The sequence below is a fragment of the Rhizobium sp. K102 genome, from assembly GCF_022385315.1.
GTDB lineage: Bacteria > Pseudomonadota > Alphaproteobacteria > Rhizobiales > Rhizobiaceae > Rhizobium > Rhizobium croatiense.
In genome coordinates this window covers 3,369,191-3,385,716 of sequence record NZ_CP092436.1, presented here as the reverse complement: position 1 = coordinate 3,385,716, position 16,526 = coordinate 3,369,191, and the positions used below count along the sequence as shown (strand labels likewise).

The window sequence follows — 16,526 nt, the reverse complement described above, 5'->3', positions numbered from 1 at the left end:
TTCCTGGTAAGATAGGCTCTCACCCTCAAAGGCGGGCGAGCAGGGCCCTCCGCGTCTCCTCGTCGACGAAGGCCGCTTCGATTGCGGTGCGCGTCATGGCGTCGATCTCCGCATCGCCGAAGCCGAAAGCTTCAGCGGCAAGCGCATACTCCCGTTCGAGCGATGTATGAAAGAAAGGCGGATCATCCGAGCTGATCGTCACCTGCACGCCCGCTTCCTTCAGCCGGCGCAGCGGATGCGAAGCGAAATCGGGAAAGACCCGCAATGCGATATTCGAGCCGGGGCAGATCTCGAGCACGGTGCCGAGATCGGCAAGCCGCTTCACCAGATCGAGATCTTCGACGGCGCGCACGCCATGGCCGATGCGCGCGGGGCGCACGGCATCAAGTGCATCGGCGACGCTGAAGGCGCCGCAAACCTCGCCGGCATGAATGGTGAGCCCCAGGCCGGCATCGCGGGCGATATCGAAGGCGCGGGCATAATCGGCCACGCGGCCCATGCGTTCTTCGCCGGCCAGGTTGAAACCGGTGATCAGGGGATTGCCGGCCTTTGCGGCATATTCGGCAGCGCCGATCACGCTCTCCGGGCCGAAATGCCGTTCGCCGGTGACGATCAGCCGGGCCTCGATGCCGCTTTTTTCCCGTGCGCGCCGGATGCCTTCGCAGACACCCGCTATATAGGCATCGGCGCCGAGCCCGATGCGTTTGCCGTGATCGGGTGAGACGATGAGTTCGCTGTAGATCGTGTTGATGGCGGCCAGTTCATCGAGATAGGTTTCGGTCAGAAGCGCATAGTCCTCCTCGGTCTTGTAGACCTCCGAAACCTTGTCGTAGCATTCGAGGAAACTCGCGAAATCATGCCAGACATAGGCGCCGTCGCGAAGCTGCCCGCTGATGTCGATGCCGTATTTCCGCGCCTGCGCCTCGGTCAGGGCAGGGGGTGCCGCACCCTCCAGATGGCAGTGCAGCTCGACCTTCTTCAAATGCGATGTCACAGAAAACTCCTTCCGTGCGGCCCCGCCGGAATGCCGAGATGGCGCGCAATGCTTTCGCCGATATCGGCATAGGTGCGGCGTACGCCGATCGAACGCGAGCGGATGCCGGGGCCATAGGCGATAACAGGCACGCGTTCGCGCGTATGGTCGGTGCCGCGCCAGGTCGGATCGCAGCCATGATCGGCGGTAAGCACGACGAGGTCGCCCGGCTTCAGCTTCTTGTGGACTTCGGGCAGGCGCGCATCGAAGGCTTCGAGGGCTGCGGCATATCCCGGCACGTCACGGCGATGGCCATAATTCATGTCGAAATCGACGAAATTGGTGAAGACGAGATCGCCGTCCTCCGCCTCGTCGATCGCCGACAGCGTCGCATCCATCAGCGCCTCGTTGCCGTTTGCCTTGATCAGCCTGGAAATGCCCTGATGGGCGAAGATGTCGCCGATCTTTCCCACAGCATGCACATGCCGGCCGTGCTCGAGCAGTCTGTCGAGCAGCGTCGGCTCCGGCGGCAGCACGGAGAAGTCACGCCGGTTTCCGGTGCGCTGGAAGGTGGAGGCCGAATGGCCGACGAAGGGCCGGGCGATGACGCGGCCAATATTGTAGGGATCAAGCAGTCCCCGGGCTATACGGCAGAAGGTGAGCAGCCGATCGAGGCCGAAATGCACCTCGTGCGCTGCGACCTGGAAGACCGAATCCGAAGAGGTGTAGCAGATCGGCTTGCCGGTGCGGATATGGTCCTCGCCGAGCCGGGCGATGATATCGGTTCCCGAGGCATGACAGTTGCCAAGAATGCCCGGCACTTCAGCCTCCCGGCACAGCGCCTCGATCAATTGCTGAGGGAAGGCGTCGCCCTCGGTCGGGAAATACCCCCAGTCGAAGGCGACCGGCGTGCCGGCGATCTCCCAATGGCCTGACGGCGTATCCTTGCCGCGGGAGATTTCGCTGGCGGCGCCATAAACGCCGTAAACCTTGTCCGGGACGGGCATGCCGGCGGGGAAACGGCCGGAGGCGGACCGTGCGATGTGCATCAATCCCAGTTCCGACATGTTGGGCAGGGAAAGCGGCCCGCCGCGCAATCCGTCGCGATCGCCGGCTCCGGCTGCACAGAATTCGGCGATGTGACCGAGCGTATCGGCGCCCTCGTCGCCATAGGCCGCCGCATCCGGCGCGCCGCCGACACCGAAGGAATCCAGAACGAAAAGAAAGGCACGCGCCATGTTGCACCCGAGAGACCGATCACCCCTCCGGCATGTCGGAAGCGGCTAAGGCCCAGGCATATAATGCCGCGGCCGGATTGGCAAATTCGAGATCGTGAAGGCCGTCAGCAGTCGCCGCAGGGGATCGAATCGCCTTGCCGCTGGCGGTAGAAATAGCTGCGGCTGATGGTGATCGTGCGCATCCCATCCGGCATGAAGTTCGGCGCGAACAGGAACATTGTATAGGGAATGCTGAGTTCGGTGCGGACGAGGAAGCTGTTGGCCGTCTTCATGTCCGAGGGCACGTCACTGACCGCGGCGTTCTTGGCATAGGGCACGCTCCCGTCCTGCGCCCAGGACCAGAGCACCTTCGCATTGGCGCTGGCGTCGACGGTAATCCCGGTGATCTTCAGCGTCAGCGAGGTCGAGTTGTAGGGCACGAAGATCGCGGTTGCGACCGACCGCATCTCTGCGAGCGTGCTCTTCGTGACGGATTGCTGCTGGGTGACAAGATCGGCGATCGAACCGGCGGCGCGGGTCGCACGCTTGGAGACGCTGAGGCCGATCGTGATCTCGAAAGCGCCGATATAGAGCATGACCAGCACGGGAAAGAGGATCGCAAATTCGATCGCGCCGGCGCCCTGGCGCTCTCGGATCAGCCGCCGCGCCGTCAGTGCCAGTCTGGTGAACGGGTTGCGCAATGCCATTATGGATACTGCTCGTTCTGGAACGCCGCCGTCGCGATAATCAGGTATTGCGTCGGCATCGAACCGTCGGAGGGACGGATCGTCGTGATGTAGGGCCGGACCAGATCCGTGATAATTTCCCAGCGATAGTAGGCGCGCACCATGTTGATCGTGCCGGCGCCGCCGGGCGAATATTTGATAGCGGCCGTATTGATGTCGGAATATCTGTCGGTGGAGAGCTTGGGGATTGTCGTCGGAATGGCCGAGAAGGCGGCGAAGGTCTGCACATCCAGGTAAAGCTTGCTCGGCGTGGCGGCCTCGGTCGCCGAGCAGCTGATCAGAATCGCGATCTCGCCGCAGAAGGCCTGACGGAATTGCGTTTGAGTCATATCGGTCGGACGGCCGAGATTGTAGGTGATCTGCCCGGTCCGCATCCGGCGGCTCATCGTATCGACGGCATTGGAGACGAGTTCTTCAGCGGCGAAAGCGATGAAGGTTTCGAGGATCGCGAAGATCACAACGAAATAAGGAATGGCAAGCAGGGCGAATTCGATCGCCGCCGCGCCGTCGCGCGAGCGGGCGGCAGCGCGAAACTGGGAAAAACGGAACGACGCGAAGGCGCGCTCCCCATCCGTCTTCTGATCAACTACCGTCATTGCCTGGACCCGAGCGACATCTGCCTGCCACACTAGGGTGCGTTCGTTGATTTTCCGTTTCAGTCCGATACGACGATTTTAACGAATGGCGAAGATCCGGGCCGGGCCGATCAGGGTGACGTGGTGCCGCCGGCCGCTTGCTGCGCATGCTGCTCGCAGTTCGGCGTGCAGGACAGCACGGAGCGCTCCGTCTGCCGGTAGACGCGCACCGTGTTGCCCTCGTCGATCGACACCAGGATGCGCTCGTCGAGGATGGCGTTGCCGTCGGCGTCCAGCAGAACGAGATTGGTCGTGCCGAAGCTGCGTCCTGTCAGGACGATCGTCTTGGCATCGGCCACGGTCGCGTCGGCGACCTTGGCATTGCCGACGATCACCTTGCTGACGGGGCGGTCGAGCTTCAACACGCGCGCGTGATCCATATAGACGCGCAGCATGTCATCGTCTGCGGCCGCGGAAACTCCCGAAACACCGAAAACGGCGATCATGCCGGCAAAGAAAGTGGTTTTGCCGCTCGATGACATTTGGTCCTCTTTCACGATCACAGCGCAATAGCGCATAGAATGGAAAAAAATGGTGAATGAAGCTTTAAACTCACCCAGTTGTTTCGAGGTGAGGCAGGATGATCCGATTTGGCACGCGCTCCGGGGCGGCACACGTCTCAGTTGGATACGGCTCCCGTGCTATTTCCAGATGAAACCCCTCGTTACCCAGGAATATTGTTAAATATTGAGAAAAATTAATAAGGTAATACTTACCCTAAAGCAGGCTCTTATTGCCTTCACACGTCGTTAACTCTTTTTCTTAAGCCGATGGAAACGCCCATTCATTAGATTGCGGTCATCCGATCAACGGCAACAGTTGGCGGACGTGCTGAACATCAACTGGAGTTAGGAGTAACCATGACCAAGCTTTTTAGCCGTTTTCTGAAGGACGAATCCGGCGCGACCGCAATCGAATACGGCCTGATCGCCGCACTCATTTCCGTAGCGCTCGTTACTGGCGCTACCACGCTCGGTGGCAAGCTCAACAGCACCTTTACCACGCTGGGTAACAAGCTGGACGACGCTGTCACCCCTGAATTGAGAGCGCAGCTCTGTCTAAAAGATCGGGCTCACGAGCGAAATGCCGTGAGCCTATCCGTATTGGGCAGATGAGAATTTTGAGGCAGGTAAGAAGATGGTCGTAGCCGCAATCCTTCTGGTTTTTCCGCTCTGCCTTGCTTTTGCGGCCTTCTCGGATCTGTTCACCATGACGATTCCGAACCGCGTTTCCCTGATCCTTATCGTCTCATTCCTCGTGCTCGCGCCGCTTTCCGGCCTGGGCCTAGCGGCAATCGGCATGCATCTTTCCGCTGCCGCTATCGTGCTTGCCGCCTGTTTTGCGCTTTTTGCATTCAATGTGATGGGCGGTGGAGACGCCAAGCTTCTGACCGCCACCGCGCTCTGGTTCGGCCTGAACCAATCCCTCGCCCTGCTGATGACCGACGTCGCCATGATCGGCGGTCTCATCACCTTGCTCATCCTGCTGGTGAGAACCCAGTCGAACACCATTCTCGCCATCGGCCTGCCGCTGCCTAACTCGGTGCTGCTCGCCAAGAAGATCCCTTACGGCATCGCCATCGCGATCGGCGGCTTCATGGCCTTCCCATCCTCGCCGCTCTTCATCGCCACGCTGGAAAGCCTGAAATAACGGCATTTAAATGCCCGTTAACTTAAAATGTAAGGGTTCCATTAACCATAATTATACCAATTGCTGAGCATTCTGCAGGGCGAACATATCGTGCCTTGAGGAATGATCGATGAAACCGGCCCGCCTGATAATCCTAGCTGTCGCCCTGGTGGCAGCCGGCCTCGCCGGCTTCCTGGCGATGCAAATGGCCGGCAGTGGCAGTGTCGTCACCCAGGTCCAGTCGGTCATCGAGAAAGAACCCACCGTCAATATCCTCGTCTCGAGCGCCAATCTGCCGGTCGGCGCAAGACTGGGCGACGACACGGTGCATTGGATGGCCTGGCCGAAGGGCGGCGTCGTCCAGGGATTCATCACCGAAGCCGACAAGCCGGATGCCATCAAGGATCTGCAGGGCGCCGTCGTGCGTCTGCCGATCTTCGAAGGCGAGCCGATCCGGCCTGAAAAAGTCGCCGATTCCAGCAGCCGTATCCTGTCCTCGCTGTTGCCCGCCGGCAAACGCGCCGTCGCGACCGAGATATCCGTGGCAACAGGCGCCGGCGGCTTCATCCTGCCGAACGACCGCGTCGACGTCATCATGGTCCGCAAGGGCACCGAGGCCAACAAGCTCATCACCGAAACGGTGCTCAGCAATGTCCGCGTTCTCGCCATCGACCAGCAGATCCAGGAAAAGGATGATGGCTCGAAGGCCGTGGTCGGCACCACTGCGACGCTTGAGCTTACGCCCGATCAAACGAAGGTTCTCGCCGTCGCCCAGCAGATGGCCGACCGGCTGTCGCTCGCGCTGCGCTCGGTCGCCGATGCGCAGGAGCAGGATACCAGTGCCGCCGACTATCTGCTGAGCGGTGACAACGGCAGTGCGATCATTCAGGTCATCAAGTCGGGCTCCATCGTAACGGATGCCGGCGAAGCGCCGAAGCCGGAGTAAAGGGACGTGCAAATGGGCAATTCAACGCGGCGCGCCAAGCTTCTCCTGACAGGCAGTCTTTCGTTTGCGATCAGCGTCACCGGCCTGGCGCCAGCCCCTTTCGGGCCGCTTCTCGCCCTCGATCAGGCGCGTGCCGATTCTGGTAACCTCATCCGCATCGCGCAGACCGGCCCCGACGCGCATCGTCGGCTGAAGCTCGGACTGAACAAGGCCGTCGTCGTTGATCTGCCGGAGGATGCGCACGATATTCTCGTATCCGATCCGAGCATGGCCGATGCCGTCACACGTACCTCGCGGCGCATCTATTTGTTCGGCAAGAAGGTCGGTCAGACGAATATTTTTGTCTTCGGCGCCGGCGGGCAGGAGATCATCAATCTCGATATTGAGATCGAACGCGACGTCTCCGGTCTCGAAGCCAATCTCCGCCGCTTCATTCCTGATTCCGCCATCAATGTCGAAATCGTCTCCGACAACATCGTCCTGACCGGCTCCGTGCGCACCCCGCAGGATGCCACGCAGGCCGCCGATCTCGCCCAGGTCTTCCTGAAGGGCGGCGAGGCGACGACGAGAACGGAGACGGCGTCCGGTACCGGCGGCGACAGCGCCGTGGCGCTCTTTGCCGAAGGCCGACAGACTTCCCAGGTCGTTAACCTGCTGAAGATCGAGGGTGAGGACCAGGTCACCCTCAAGGTGACGATCGCCGAGGTCCGTCGTGAGGTCCTGAAGCAGCTCGGCTTCGACAACCTGGTTTCCAATTCCTCCGGCATGACGGTCGCCCAGCTCGGCACTCCCAGCGCCGACGGCGCGACGGCGACGGTTGGCGGCGGCCTGGCGGCACTCTTCAAGAGCTCGATCGGCAAATACGATATCTCCACCTATCTCAATGCGCTGGAGCAGGCCAAGGTCGTCAGGACGCTTGCCGAGCCGACGCTGACGGCTATCTCCGGCCAGGCCGCGACCTTCAATTCCGGCGGCCAGCAGCTTTATTCGACCACCGACAGCGACGGCAATGTCACCGTCGTGCCCTTCAATTATGGTATCAACCTGGCCTTCAAGCCGGTTGTCCTGTCGTCGGGCCGCATCAGCCTGGAGATCAAGACCAACGTCTCCGAGCCGGTGGCCGGCAGCGGCAACGCCACCTATCAGCGCCGTTCGGCAGAGACCTCGGTGGAGCTGCCCTCGGGCGGCTCGATCGCGCTCGCCGGCCTCATCCGCGACAACGTTTCCCAGACGATGGGCGGCACGCCCGGCGTTTCGAAGATTCCGCTGCTCGGAACGCTGTTCCGCCAGAAGGGCTTCGAACGTCAGGAAACCGAGCTCGTCATCATCGCAACGCCCTATCTGGTGCGTCCGGTGGCGCGCAATCAGCTGAACCGGCCGGATGACAATTTCAGCCCGGAGAATGACGGTGCGACCTTCTTCCTCAACCGTGTCAACAAGGTCTATGGCCGCCGCGAAGCACCCGTCGCCGATGCGCAGTTCCACGGCTCTATCGGGTTTATCTACAAATGAGTGAGGGGCATCGGCAGCAATGGCACAGAACAGAGATCAGGCGATGGCCTTCATGACTTCGACGACACCCCGGCTCGCAATCTCCAAGGCGCTTTTCGTCACGGCCGCCGTTTCGATGGCGATTCTTTCCGGATGCGCCGGCCCGCACGATCAGCTGACAACCGGCGGCATTCCGGATGATTACCGTGCCCGTCACCCGATCATCGTCACCGAGGCCGAGCAGACGGTGGATATTCCGGTTGCTTCCACCGATCGGCGCCTGACCATCGCCCAGCGCGATCTCATCCGCGGCTTTGCCGCAAACTATATCTCCCGCGCCTCAGGTCCGGTGTATGTATTGTCGCCGGAAGGCTCGCCGAATTCGGCAGCCGCCCATCAGCTGCGCAATCAGGTCCGCGCCGAGTTGGCGTCGAGAGGGATCGCGAGCTCGAAAATCATCAATACCTCCTATGCCGCCGCCGGTGCCGGCGATGCGGCGCCGATCCGCCTGAGCTTCACCGGCACGACCGCGATCACCACGCAGTGCGGTCAGTGGCCGAAGGACATCTCGAACGATTTCGCCAATCAGAATTACTATAATTTCGGCTGCGCCACGCAGAACAACCTCGCCGCCCAGGTCGCCAATCCGGAGGACCTGGTGGCGCCTCGCGGCATGACGCCGATCGACGCGCAGCGGCGCAACAATGCGATCCAGGAATACCGAACGACGACATCGACGATCGAGGATGTCGCCGGTAGCGACAGCAGCTTCTGAGGCGAGACGGGACGATGAGCGCCATCGAATACGAGATCAAGAACCCCAGCGAGCTTCGTCACGCCGAAGAGGCGGTGCGCATGGCGGATCTGGAGGCCATGCGGCCGCTGCCGCGCATCTCCGTCCACGCCTTCTGCGAGAGCGAGACCCTGCAGCATGTCATGGAACGCTGTGCCAATGATCGGCGCATGGCGAAGGTAAGCCTGCGCATCACCAGCGGCGGCATCGCCGCTGCCGCCAATATGTTCTCCGGCGCGCCGACGCCGAACCTCATCATCCTCGAGACCAAGGCGAATGTCGGAAGCCTCCTTGCCGAGCTCGCCCCGCTCGCCGCCGTCTGCGATCCGACCACTAAGGTCGTCATCGTCGGCTACTATAACGATATCGGACTTTATCGCGAGCTGATCCGCAACGGCATTTCCGAATACATGGTCCAGCCCGTGGCCATGCCCGATATCCTCGCGGCGATGGCCTCGATCTTCGTCGATCCGGAAGCCGAGCCGCTCGGCCGCAGCATCGCCTTCATCGGCTCGAAGGGTGGCACCGGCGCTTCGACCATCGCCCATAATTGCGCTTTCGGCATTTCCAATCTCTTCTCCACCGAGACGATCCTCGCCGATCTCGACCTTCCCTACGGCACGGCGAATATCGATTTCGACCAGGATCCGGCCCAGGGCATCGCCGAGGCGGTCTTCGCGCCCGACCGTCTCGACGAGGTCTTCCTCGACCGCCTGCTGACGAAATGTTCCGAGCATCTGTCGCTGCTCGCCGCACCCTCGCTGCTCGACCGCGCCTATGATTTCGACGGCCAGGCCTTCCAGCCGGTGCTCGACGTCCTGCAGCGCAGCGCCCCCGTCACCGTGCTCGACGTTCCGCATGCATGGTCGGAATGGACCCGCTCGGTGCTGGCGAGCGTCGACGAGGTGGTCATCGCGGCTGTTCCCGATCTTGCCAACCTGCGCAACACCAAAAACATGCTGGATGCGCTGCGCAAGATGCGGCCGAATGACAAGCCGCCGCATCTCATCCTCAATCAGGTCGGCATGCCGAAACGTCCCGAGATCTCGCCGTCGGATTTCTGTGAGCCTTTGGAGATCGATCCGATCGCGATCATCCCCTTCGACATCAATCTCTTCGGCAACGCCGCCAACAGCGGCCGGATGATCTCGGAAGTCGATCCCAGGTCGCCGACGGCTGAGACCTTTTCGCAGATATCTCACATCGTCACCGGCCGAGCGGCGATCAGGAAGGCGAAGAAGGGCGGCCTGCTGGGCCTCCTAAAGCGCAAGTAAACGATGAGCAATTCCAGCAAAAGTGTGAAGCGGTTTTGCCAGGCAAATCGCGAAGCGCTTTTGCCGGGAATAGCGTGAAAACAAAAAGATAGAGCATTTCCGTGAACTCGGAGAAAGCGGAAATGCTCTAGAACGAGCAGATTGGATCGAGGGCATGTTTGGAAAACGCGGAAACGAAGGTTTCGGAAAGGCTGGGGGTGCGATCGCTTCTCCGCCGCCGGCTCCGGCCGCGCCCGCATCCGCACCCGTGGCATCCTCTCCCTCGATTCTGGTCGAACCCTCGCGCGAGAACCAGCGCCAGCAGGTGACGCCGCCGCCGATGCAGGCGCCGCAACGTAAGCGCCCCGTTCGCACCGACGAATATTACGACACCAAACAGCAGGTCTTTTCTGCACTGATCGACACGATCGATCTCTCGCAGCTTTCCAAGCTCGACGGCGAAAGCGCGCGCGAGGAAATCCGCGACATCGTCAACGACATCATCACCATCAAGAATTTTGCGATGTCGATCTCCGAGCAGGAGGAATTGCTTGAGGATATCTGCAACGACGTCCTCGGCTACGGTCCGCTGGAGCCGCTGCTGGCGCGCGACGACATCGCCGACATCATGGTCAATGGCGCCGGCCAGACCTTCATCGAAGTCGGCGGCAAGACGATCGAATCGGAAATCCGTTTTCGTGACAACGCGCAGCTTCTTTCCATCTGCCAGCGCATTGTCAGCCAGGTCGGCCGCCGCGTCGATGAATCGAGCCCGATCTGCGATGCGCGCCTGCCCGATGGCTCGCGCGTCAACGTCATCGCGCCGCCGCTGTCGATCGACGGGCCGGCGCTCACCATCCGCAAGTTCAAGAAGGACAAGCTGACGCTTGATCAGCTCGTCCGTTTCGGCGCGATCACCCCGGAAGGCGCGACCGTGCTGCAGATCATCGGGCGGGTGCGCTGCAACGTCATCATTTCAGGCGGCACGGGCTCGGGCAAGACGACGCTTCTGAATTGCCTGACCAATTATATCGACCGCGACGAGCGCGTGATCACCTGCGAGGATACGGCCGAACTGCAGCTGCAGCAGCCGCATGTCGTGCGGCTCGAAACGCGCCCGCCGAATATCGAAGGCGAGGGCGAGATCACTATGCGCGATCTCGTCAAGAACTGCCTGCGTATGCGTCCCGAGCGCATCATCGTCGGCGAAGTGCGCGGACCGGAGGTTTTCGACCTGCTGCAGGCGATGAACACCGGCCACGACGGCTCGATGGGCACGATCCACGCCAACACCCCGCGCGAATGCCTGAGCCGTATCGAATCGATGATCGCCATGGGCGGCTTCACGCTGCCGGCAAAAACGGTGCGCGAGATCATCTCCACCTCGGTTGACGTCATCATCCAGGCGGCGCGCCTGCGTGACGGTTCGCGCCGCATCACCCAGATCACCGAGGTGGTCGGCATGGAAGGCGACGTCATCATCACCCAGGATCTGATGCGCTACGAGATCGAAGGCGAAGATGCGAACGGCCGCCTGATCGGCCGGCACATGTCGACCGGCGTCGGCAAGCCGCATTTCTGGGATCGCGCCCGCTACTTCAACGAGGAAAAGCGTCTTGCCGCCGCCCTCGACGCGATGGAAGCGAAAACCAAGGAATAGGCGAGATGTTCGGGTTCGATCCAATAGTGCTGGCAATCGTCGCCCTGGCCGCCGTCTCCGCGGGAGCGGTGGCCTATGCCCTGTTGTTTTCCCGGATCGAGACCGACAAGAAATCGGCAAGCCGCATCAACCGCGTCAAGTCGGCCGAAAGCGACCGTGTCAAGGTCAAGGCTGCCCGCGACCGGGTGCAGGAGCTGTCGAAGCGCCGCAAATCGGTGCAGGACAACCTGAAGGACCTGGAAAAGCGTCAGCACGAAAAGACCAAGAAAACGCTGTCGATGAAATCCCGGCTAGTGCAGGCCGGCCTGACGATCACGGTGGCGAAATTCTATCTCATCAGCGCCATCTTCGCCTCCGTGCTGCTGCTCGTGGCCTTCATCGTTGGTGTATCGTGGTTGGTCATGGTCGGTATCGCCGTCGTCGCCGGTCTCGGCCTGCCGCGCTGGGTCATCGGCTTCCTGATCAAGCGCCGCCAGAACAAGTTTCTCAACGAGCTCCCCAATGCACTTGACGTCATCATCCGCTCGATCAAATCCGGCTTGCCACTGAACGATGCGATCCGTCTTATCGCAACCGAGGGCACCGAGCCGGTCAAGAGCGAGTTCCGGCGCGTCATTGAAGCGCAGCAGGTGGGTCTCAGCACTCCCGATGCCTGCGCCCGCATGACGATCCACATGCCGCTCCAGGAAGTCAATTTCTTCGCCATCGTCATCGCCATCCAGTCGCAGGCGGGCGGCAATCTCTCGGAAGCGATCGGCAACCTCTCCAAGGTCCTGCGTGATCGCAGGAAGATGAAGGCCAAGGTTACGGCGCTCTCGATGGAAGCCAAGGCGTCGGCCTACATCATCGGCGCACTGCCCTTCATCGTCGCGACCCTCGTCTATCTCACCTCGCCGAACTACATGATGATCCTTTTCACCGATCCGCGTGGCCATTTCATCATGGGTTTCTCGGCGATCTGGATGTCGATCGGCATTTTCGTCATGCGCAAAATGGTCAGTTTTGATATCTAACCGGAAGGAAGCGCCATGTCGCAGGACGTTGCCGCAATGCTCACCAATCCGAGCATGCTGATCGCACTTTTCGTGGCGATCGCCGTCTTCGCTGCTTTTTATACGATCGCTGTCCCCTTCTTCGAGCGCGGCGATCTGACCAAGCGCATGAAGGCCGTTTCGACAGAGCGCGAGCAAATCCGCGCCCGCGAACGCGCCCGCATGAATGCCGACCCGGCTACCGGCAAAGCGTCGCTCAGGAGCCAGAACAACCGCTCGGTCCGCCAGATCGTCGAGCGTTTCAACCTGCGTAAGGCGCTGGTCGACGACAATACGGTCAACAAGCTACGCGCCGCCGGTTTCCGCTCGGAGAATGCGCTGAATACCTTCCTCGTCGCGCGCTTCCTGCTGCCCTTCCTCTTCCTGGCGCTTGCTGCCTTCTGGGTCTTCGGCCTCGGCAATCTCGCCGAAAGGGGCATGGCCATCCGCCTCTTTGCTGTCGTCGGCATCGGCTATCTCGGCTTCTACGCACCGAACATCTATATCTCCAACCGCATGGGCAAGCGCCAGCACTCGATCAAGCGCGCCTGGCCGGATGCGCTGGACCTGATGCTGATCTGCGTCGAATCCGGTATCTCGATCGAGGCGGCGATGCGTCGCGTGTCGGAGGAACTTGGCGAGCAGTCGCCGCCGCTTGCCGAAGAGATGGTCCTGACGACGGCAGAGCTCTCCTTCCTGCCGGATCGCCGGGTGGCGCTCGAAAACCTTGCCACGCGCACCCAGATCGAACTGGTGCGATCGGTCACCCAGGCGCTGATCCAGGCCGATCGCTACGGCACGCCGATCGCCCAGGCGCTGCGCGTTCTCGCTCAGGAAGGGCGCGACGAGCGCATGAACGAAGCGGAAAAGAAGGCGGCCGCCCTGCCGCCGAAACTGACGGTGCCGATGATCCTGTTCTTCCTGCCGGTGCTGATTGCCGTCATTCTCGGCCCGGCCGGCATCCAGGTGGCGGACAAGTTCTGACGGGTGCCCAGACGATATGTCGTCCGTGCCCGTGACGGGCGCCGGCATAGCTGCTAAACGGGATGGACGATGATCGGCTGCGCGGAGGCCGTGCGTCTCTGACGCCTTCCATCCCGAAAGAGAGGTTCCGATGTCTTCTCAGGGCATTTTCATCAGCATCATGGCAGCCCTGGTGGTTGGCGCCATGAGCCCCGGCCCGAGCTTCGTCGTCGTCTCCAGGATCGCCATTTCACGGTCGCGGCTGGACGGACTTGCGGCCGCGCTGGGCATGGGTGCCGGTGGTGTGGTGTTTGCCGTGCTGGCGCTCGCCGGGCTGACGGCGCTGCTATCTCAATTCGAATGGCTCTATATCCTGCTGAAGGTCGCAGGCGGCGCCTATCTCGTCTATATCGCCGTCAATATCTGGAAAGGCGCCGGTCGGCCGCTCGAGGTTTCCGACGCCGTCCATGGCCGCCGCGCGCCGATGCGCAGCTTCACGACCGCGCTGCTGACCCAGCTCAGCAACCCGAAGACCATCATCGTCTATGCCAGCCTGTTTGCCGCGCTTTTACCGAGGACGGTGCCGCTCGATCTCATCTTCGCCCTGCCGCTCGGTGTCTTTGCGGTGGAGGCGGGCTGGTATTCGATCGTGGCGCTCGCTTTTTCGGCCCGCCATCCGCGGCGGCTCTATCTCCATGCCAAGGGGTGGATCGACCGGGCCGCCGGCGCCGTCATGGGCGGCCTCGGTCTGCGTCTCATCCTTTCGGGCCTCAGCGTCCGCTGAACACGGTTTAGTTGGTGTTGCTGCCGTCCGCCGCGCCCGGCGTCTTGTCCTTGGCGGCGAGCTTCTGCCAGGAATTCTGCTGCGAGAGCATCCCCCTGAGATAGGCGACATTGGCATCGGCCTGTTGCGGCGAAAGTTCGCGCCGCGCGATCTGCTCGGCCTCCGGGAAACGTCCCTGCAGGCCGACGACGAGGGCAAGGTTCTGCCTGACGCGGCTGTCGGCGTTTGGTTGGCCGGCGGCCGAGCGCAGATAGGTTTCGGCCGTGCGCAGGTCGCCGGTCAGCACGTAGGACATTCCGAGATTGGAAAGGATGGACGGTTCGTTCGGCTGAATGTCGAGCGCGTCGCGGTAGCGCTGCCTGGCCTCGCTTGCCCGGCCCATCTGATCAAGGATCGCGCCTTGGGCCGAGATCAGCCTCCAGTCCGGACGATCCGGTGTCTGTGCCCGGCCGATCGTGTCGAGCGCCTGCTGGAACTGTCCGGCTGCCGCTTGCGCCTTGCCATAAGCGGCCAGCACGTTGCGGTCGCCGGGATTGGCGATCGCCACCTGCTGCATGACGGCGAGCGCCTGCGCGTCACGGCCGTTCATGCGCAGCAGATTGGCATAGCTGACGCCGGTGACGGGATCGCGCGGGTTCTTGTCATAGGCCTGGCCGAGCCGATCCGTTGCCGAGCGCAGCTCGGTCGCGTCCATCTCTTCGACCGGCTTGGTGAGTTTCGGCACCGAGCCTGTCGTCATCCGGTCCTTCGTCGTCGTCGAGCAGCCCGCCAGCGCAAGGACGATCAGCGACGCCGCGACGCCCTGCAGGAAGCGATTGGTGGATATGAAGGTGAGCGAGGCAGGCATGACGCGTTCCTGATTCCGAAATCGGCGCCTGACCTCGAACGCGGAACAGGGAAAGGTTTGACGCAATCTTCGCTCCAGCAATAGTCTGTTAACCCTAACAGACCGTTAAGAAGTGATTCCTGACGACCGCCGAAGGACAATCATGGCCCCCTATCAGTTCATCGAAAGACCGACCCCCTTCAACACGAAGGGCGGTTCGACGCTGCCGATCTTTGCCGTCACACCCGCCCATATCGAGACCGGCACAATCGATCCGATCGCCCTCGATTGGGCGAAAAAGGCAGGCTTCAAGGCAGAGAGCGGATCGTTGCTGCTGATCCCGACCGCCGAGGGCCATCTCGGCGGCGCGCTTTTCGGCCTCGGCACCAATCCGTCCGAACAGCCCTATATCGCCGGCAGACTCGCGCGTGCGCTGCCGGCCGGCGACTGGCACATCGAGACCGCGCCGCTGACGGCAAATCGCCTGGCCCTCGGCTTCGGGCTCGGCAGCTACCGTTTCGACCGCTATAAATCGGAAAAATCTCCAGCTGCGACAATGCTCATTCCGAGCGATGCCGACGGCGCCGACATCAAGCGCCAGCTCGCCGGCGTCTTTCTCGCCCGCGATCTCATCAATACGCCGACGAACGACATGGGGCCGGACCAGCTCGAGGCGGCTTTCCGCGGCCTGGCTCAGCATTACAAGGCCGAAGTATCGGTTATAACAGGTGACGCGCTCCTTGAGCAAAACTTCCCGCTCGTCCATATCGTCGGCCGCGCCAGCGCCGATGCGCCGCGCCTTCTCGAACTGCGCTGGGGCAAGAAGGGCCATCGCAAGGTGACGCTCGTCGGCAAGGGCGTCTGCTTCGATACTGGCGGTCTCGACATCAAGCCTGCCGCCTCGATGCTGCTGATGAAGAAGGACATGGGCGGCGCCGCCAACGTCATGGGGCTCGCCCTGATGATCATGGACGCCAAGCTGAAGGTCGATCTGCGTGTCATCATCCCGGTCGTCGAAAACGCGATCTCCTCCAACGCCTTCCGCCCAGGCGACATTTATCGCAGCCGCAAGGGCCTCACTGTCCAGATCGACAATACCGACGCCGAGGGCCGCCTGATCCTGGCCGACGCGCTCGCCTATGCCGACGAGGAGGAACCCGAGCTCTTGATCGACATGGCGACGCTGACCGGTGCCGCTCGCGTTGCGCTGGGTCCGGATCTTCCGCCCTTCTTCACCGACGACGCCAATCTGGCGCATGACCTGACCGAAGCGAGCCTGGAAACGGACGATCCGATCTGGCGCCTGCCGCTCTATCCCGGCTACGAAAAAGATATCCGCGCCAAATTCGCCGATCTCACCAACGCGCCGGCCGGCGGCATGGCGGGATCGATCACCGCTGCGCTTTTCCTCAAGCGTTTCGTCAGCAAGACGAGGAGCTGGGCGCATTTCGATATTTACGGCTGGGCCCAGTCTGAACGGCCGCATTCGCCGGGCGGCGGCGAAGCCCAGGCGATCCGCGCGCTCTTTCATCATATCCGCACGGGCCTGAGGTGAGGCAGGCTGGCCGAAAACCCCGTC

At 61.9% G+C, this 16,526-nt stretch carries 16 protein-coding genes and 1 pseudogene; 11 read left to right on the top strand and 6 right to left on the bottom strand.

Annotated elements, in window-relative coordinates; all coding sequences use genetic code 11:
- Positions 1-25: 25 nt before the first annotated feature.
- From MHI61_RS22755 to MHI61_RS22735, 5 genes are all read right to left on the bottom strand, one after another.
- Positions 26-994: an adenosine deaminase gene (locus MHI61_RS22755; RefSeq protein ID WP_097665766.1), complete on the bottom strand. Its 969-nt coding sequence runs from the start codon at positions 992-994 to the stop codon at positions 26-28.
- Positions 991-2,211: a phosphopentomutase gene (locus tag MHI61_RS22750; protein WP_239790653.1), complete on the bottom strand. Its 1,221-nt coding sequence runs from the start codon at positions 2,209-2,211 to the stop codon at positions 991-993. Before MHI61_RS22750 ends, MHI61_RS22755 begins: the two co-directional genes overlap by 4 nt.
- Positions 2,212-2,315: 104 nt before the next feature.
- Positions 2,316-2,897, bottom strand: coding sequence for a TadE/TadG family type IV pilus assembly protein (locus MHI61_RS22745; protein ID WP_239790651.1), 582 nt, complete (start codon positions 2,895-2,897; stop codon positions 2,316-2,318).
- Positions 2,897-3,532 carry a TadE/TadG family type IV pilus assembly protein gene (locus MHI61_RS22740; RefSeq protein ID WP_239790650.1) on the bottom strand — a complete coding sequence of 212 codons (636 nt, stop codon included), beginning with the start codon at positions 3,530-3,532 and terminating at the stop codon, positions 2,897-2,899. Before MHI61_RS22740 ends, MHI61_RS22745 begins: the two co-directional genes overlap by 1 nt.
- 110 nt (positions 3,533-3,642) lie before the next feature.
- Positions 3,643-4,053 (bottom strand): pilus assembly protein N-terminal domain-containing protein, encoded by a 411-nt coding sequence (locus MHI61_RS22735; protein WP_239790649.1) that lies wholly within the window; start codon positions 4,051-4,053, stop codon positions 3,643-3,645.
- Between the two features lie 378 nt (positions 4,054-4,431).
- On the opposite strand from MHI61_RS22735, the pseudogene MHI61_RS22730 reads away from it, so the two are divergent.
- From MHI61_RS22730 to MHI61_RS22685, 10 genes and pseudogenes are all read left to right on the top strand, one after another.
- A pseudogene (locus tag MHI61_RS22730) lies at positions 4,432-4,605 on the top strand (Flp family type IVb pilin); the annotation flags it as partial.
- Between the two features lie 103 nt (positions 4,606-4,708).
- Positions 4,709-5,221: a prepilin peptidase gene (locus MHI61_RS22725; RefSeq protein WP_239790647.1), complete on the top strand. Its 513-nt coding sequence runs from the start codon at positions 4,709-4,711 to the stop codon at positions 5,219-5,221.
- Positions 5,222-5,330: 109 nt separating this feature from the next.
- Complete coding sequence (gene cpaB / locus MHI61_RS22720) at positions 5,331-6,146, top strand: Flp pilus assembly protein CpaB (protein WP_239790645.1); 816 nt, start codon at positions 5,331-5,333, stop codon at positions 6,144-6,146.
- Between the two features lie 12 nt (positions 6,147-6,158).
- Complete coding sequence (locus MHI61_RS22715) at positions 6,159-7,658, top strand: type II and III secretion system protein family protein (RefSeq protein ID WP_064681525.1); 1,500 nt, start codon at positions 6,159-6,161, stop codon at positions 7,656-7,658.
- 19 nt (positions 7,659-7,677) lie between these two features.
- Complete coding sequence (locus tag MHI61_RS22710; protein WP_239790643.1) at positions 7,678-8,412, top strand: CpaD family pilus assembly protein; 735 nt, start codon at positions 7,678-7,680, stop codon at positions 8,410-8,412.
- A gap of 14 nt (positions 8,413-8,426) precedes the next feature.
- Entirely contained in the window at positions 8,427-9,704 is a 1,278-nt protein-coding gene (locus MHI61_RS22705; protein WP_097608141.1) for a CpaE family protein, read from the top strand.
- A 154-nt stretch (positions 9,705-9,858) separates the two neighbouring features.
- A complete protein-coding gene (locus MHI61_RS22700; protein WP_239790641.1) occupies positions 9,859-11,343 on the top strand; it encodes a CpaF family protein in 1,485 nt (494 codons plus the stop codon).
- Between the two features lie 5 nt (positions 11,344-11,348).
- Positions 11,349-12,356 carry a type II secretion system F family protein gene (locus MHI61_RS22695; RefSeq protein ID WP_239790640.1) on the top strand — a complete coding sequence of 336 codons (1,008 nt, stop codon included), beginning with the start codon at positions 11,349-11,351 and terminating at the stop codon, positions 12,354-12,356.
- A 15-nt stretch (positions 12,357-12,371) separates the two neighbouring features.
- The gene (locus MHI61_RS22690; RefSeq protein ID WP_239790638.1) at positions 12,372-13,358 is read left to right on the top strand and encodes a type II secretion system F family protein; all 987 of its coding nucleotides are present in this window, start codon (positions 12,372-12,374) and stop codon (positions 13,356-13,358) included.
- 130 nt (positions 13,359-13,488) lie between these two features.
- A complete protein-coding gene (locus MHI61_RS22685) occupies positions 13,489-14,121 on the top strand; it encodes a LysE family translocator (protein ID WP_010028582.1) in 633 nt (210 codons plus the stop codon).
- A gap of 7 nt (positions 14,122-14,128) precedes the next feature.
- Here MHI61_RS22685 and MHI61_RS22680 read toward each other — a convergent pair whose 3' ends face one another.
- Positions 14,129-14,968, bottom strand: a complete 840-nt coding sequence (locus MHI61_RS22680) for a tetratricopeptide repeat protein (protein WP_239790637.1) — start codon at positions 14,966-14,968, stop codon at positions 14,129-14,131.
- A gap of 142 nt (positions 14,969-15,110) precedes the next feature.
- Between MHI61_RS22680 and MHI61_RS22675 the strand changes: the two genes are divergently transcribed.
- A complete protein-coding gene (locus MHI61_RS22675) occupies positions 15,111-16,502 on the top strand; it encodes a M17 family metallopeptidase (protein WP_239790635.1) in 1,392 nt (463 codons plus the stop codon).
- Positions 16,503-16,526 lie beyond the last annotated feature (24 nt).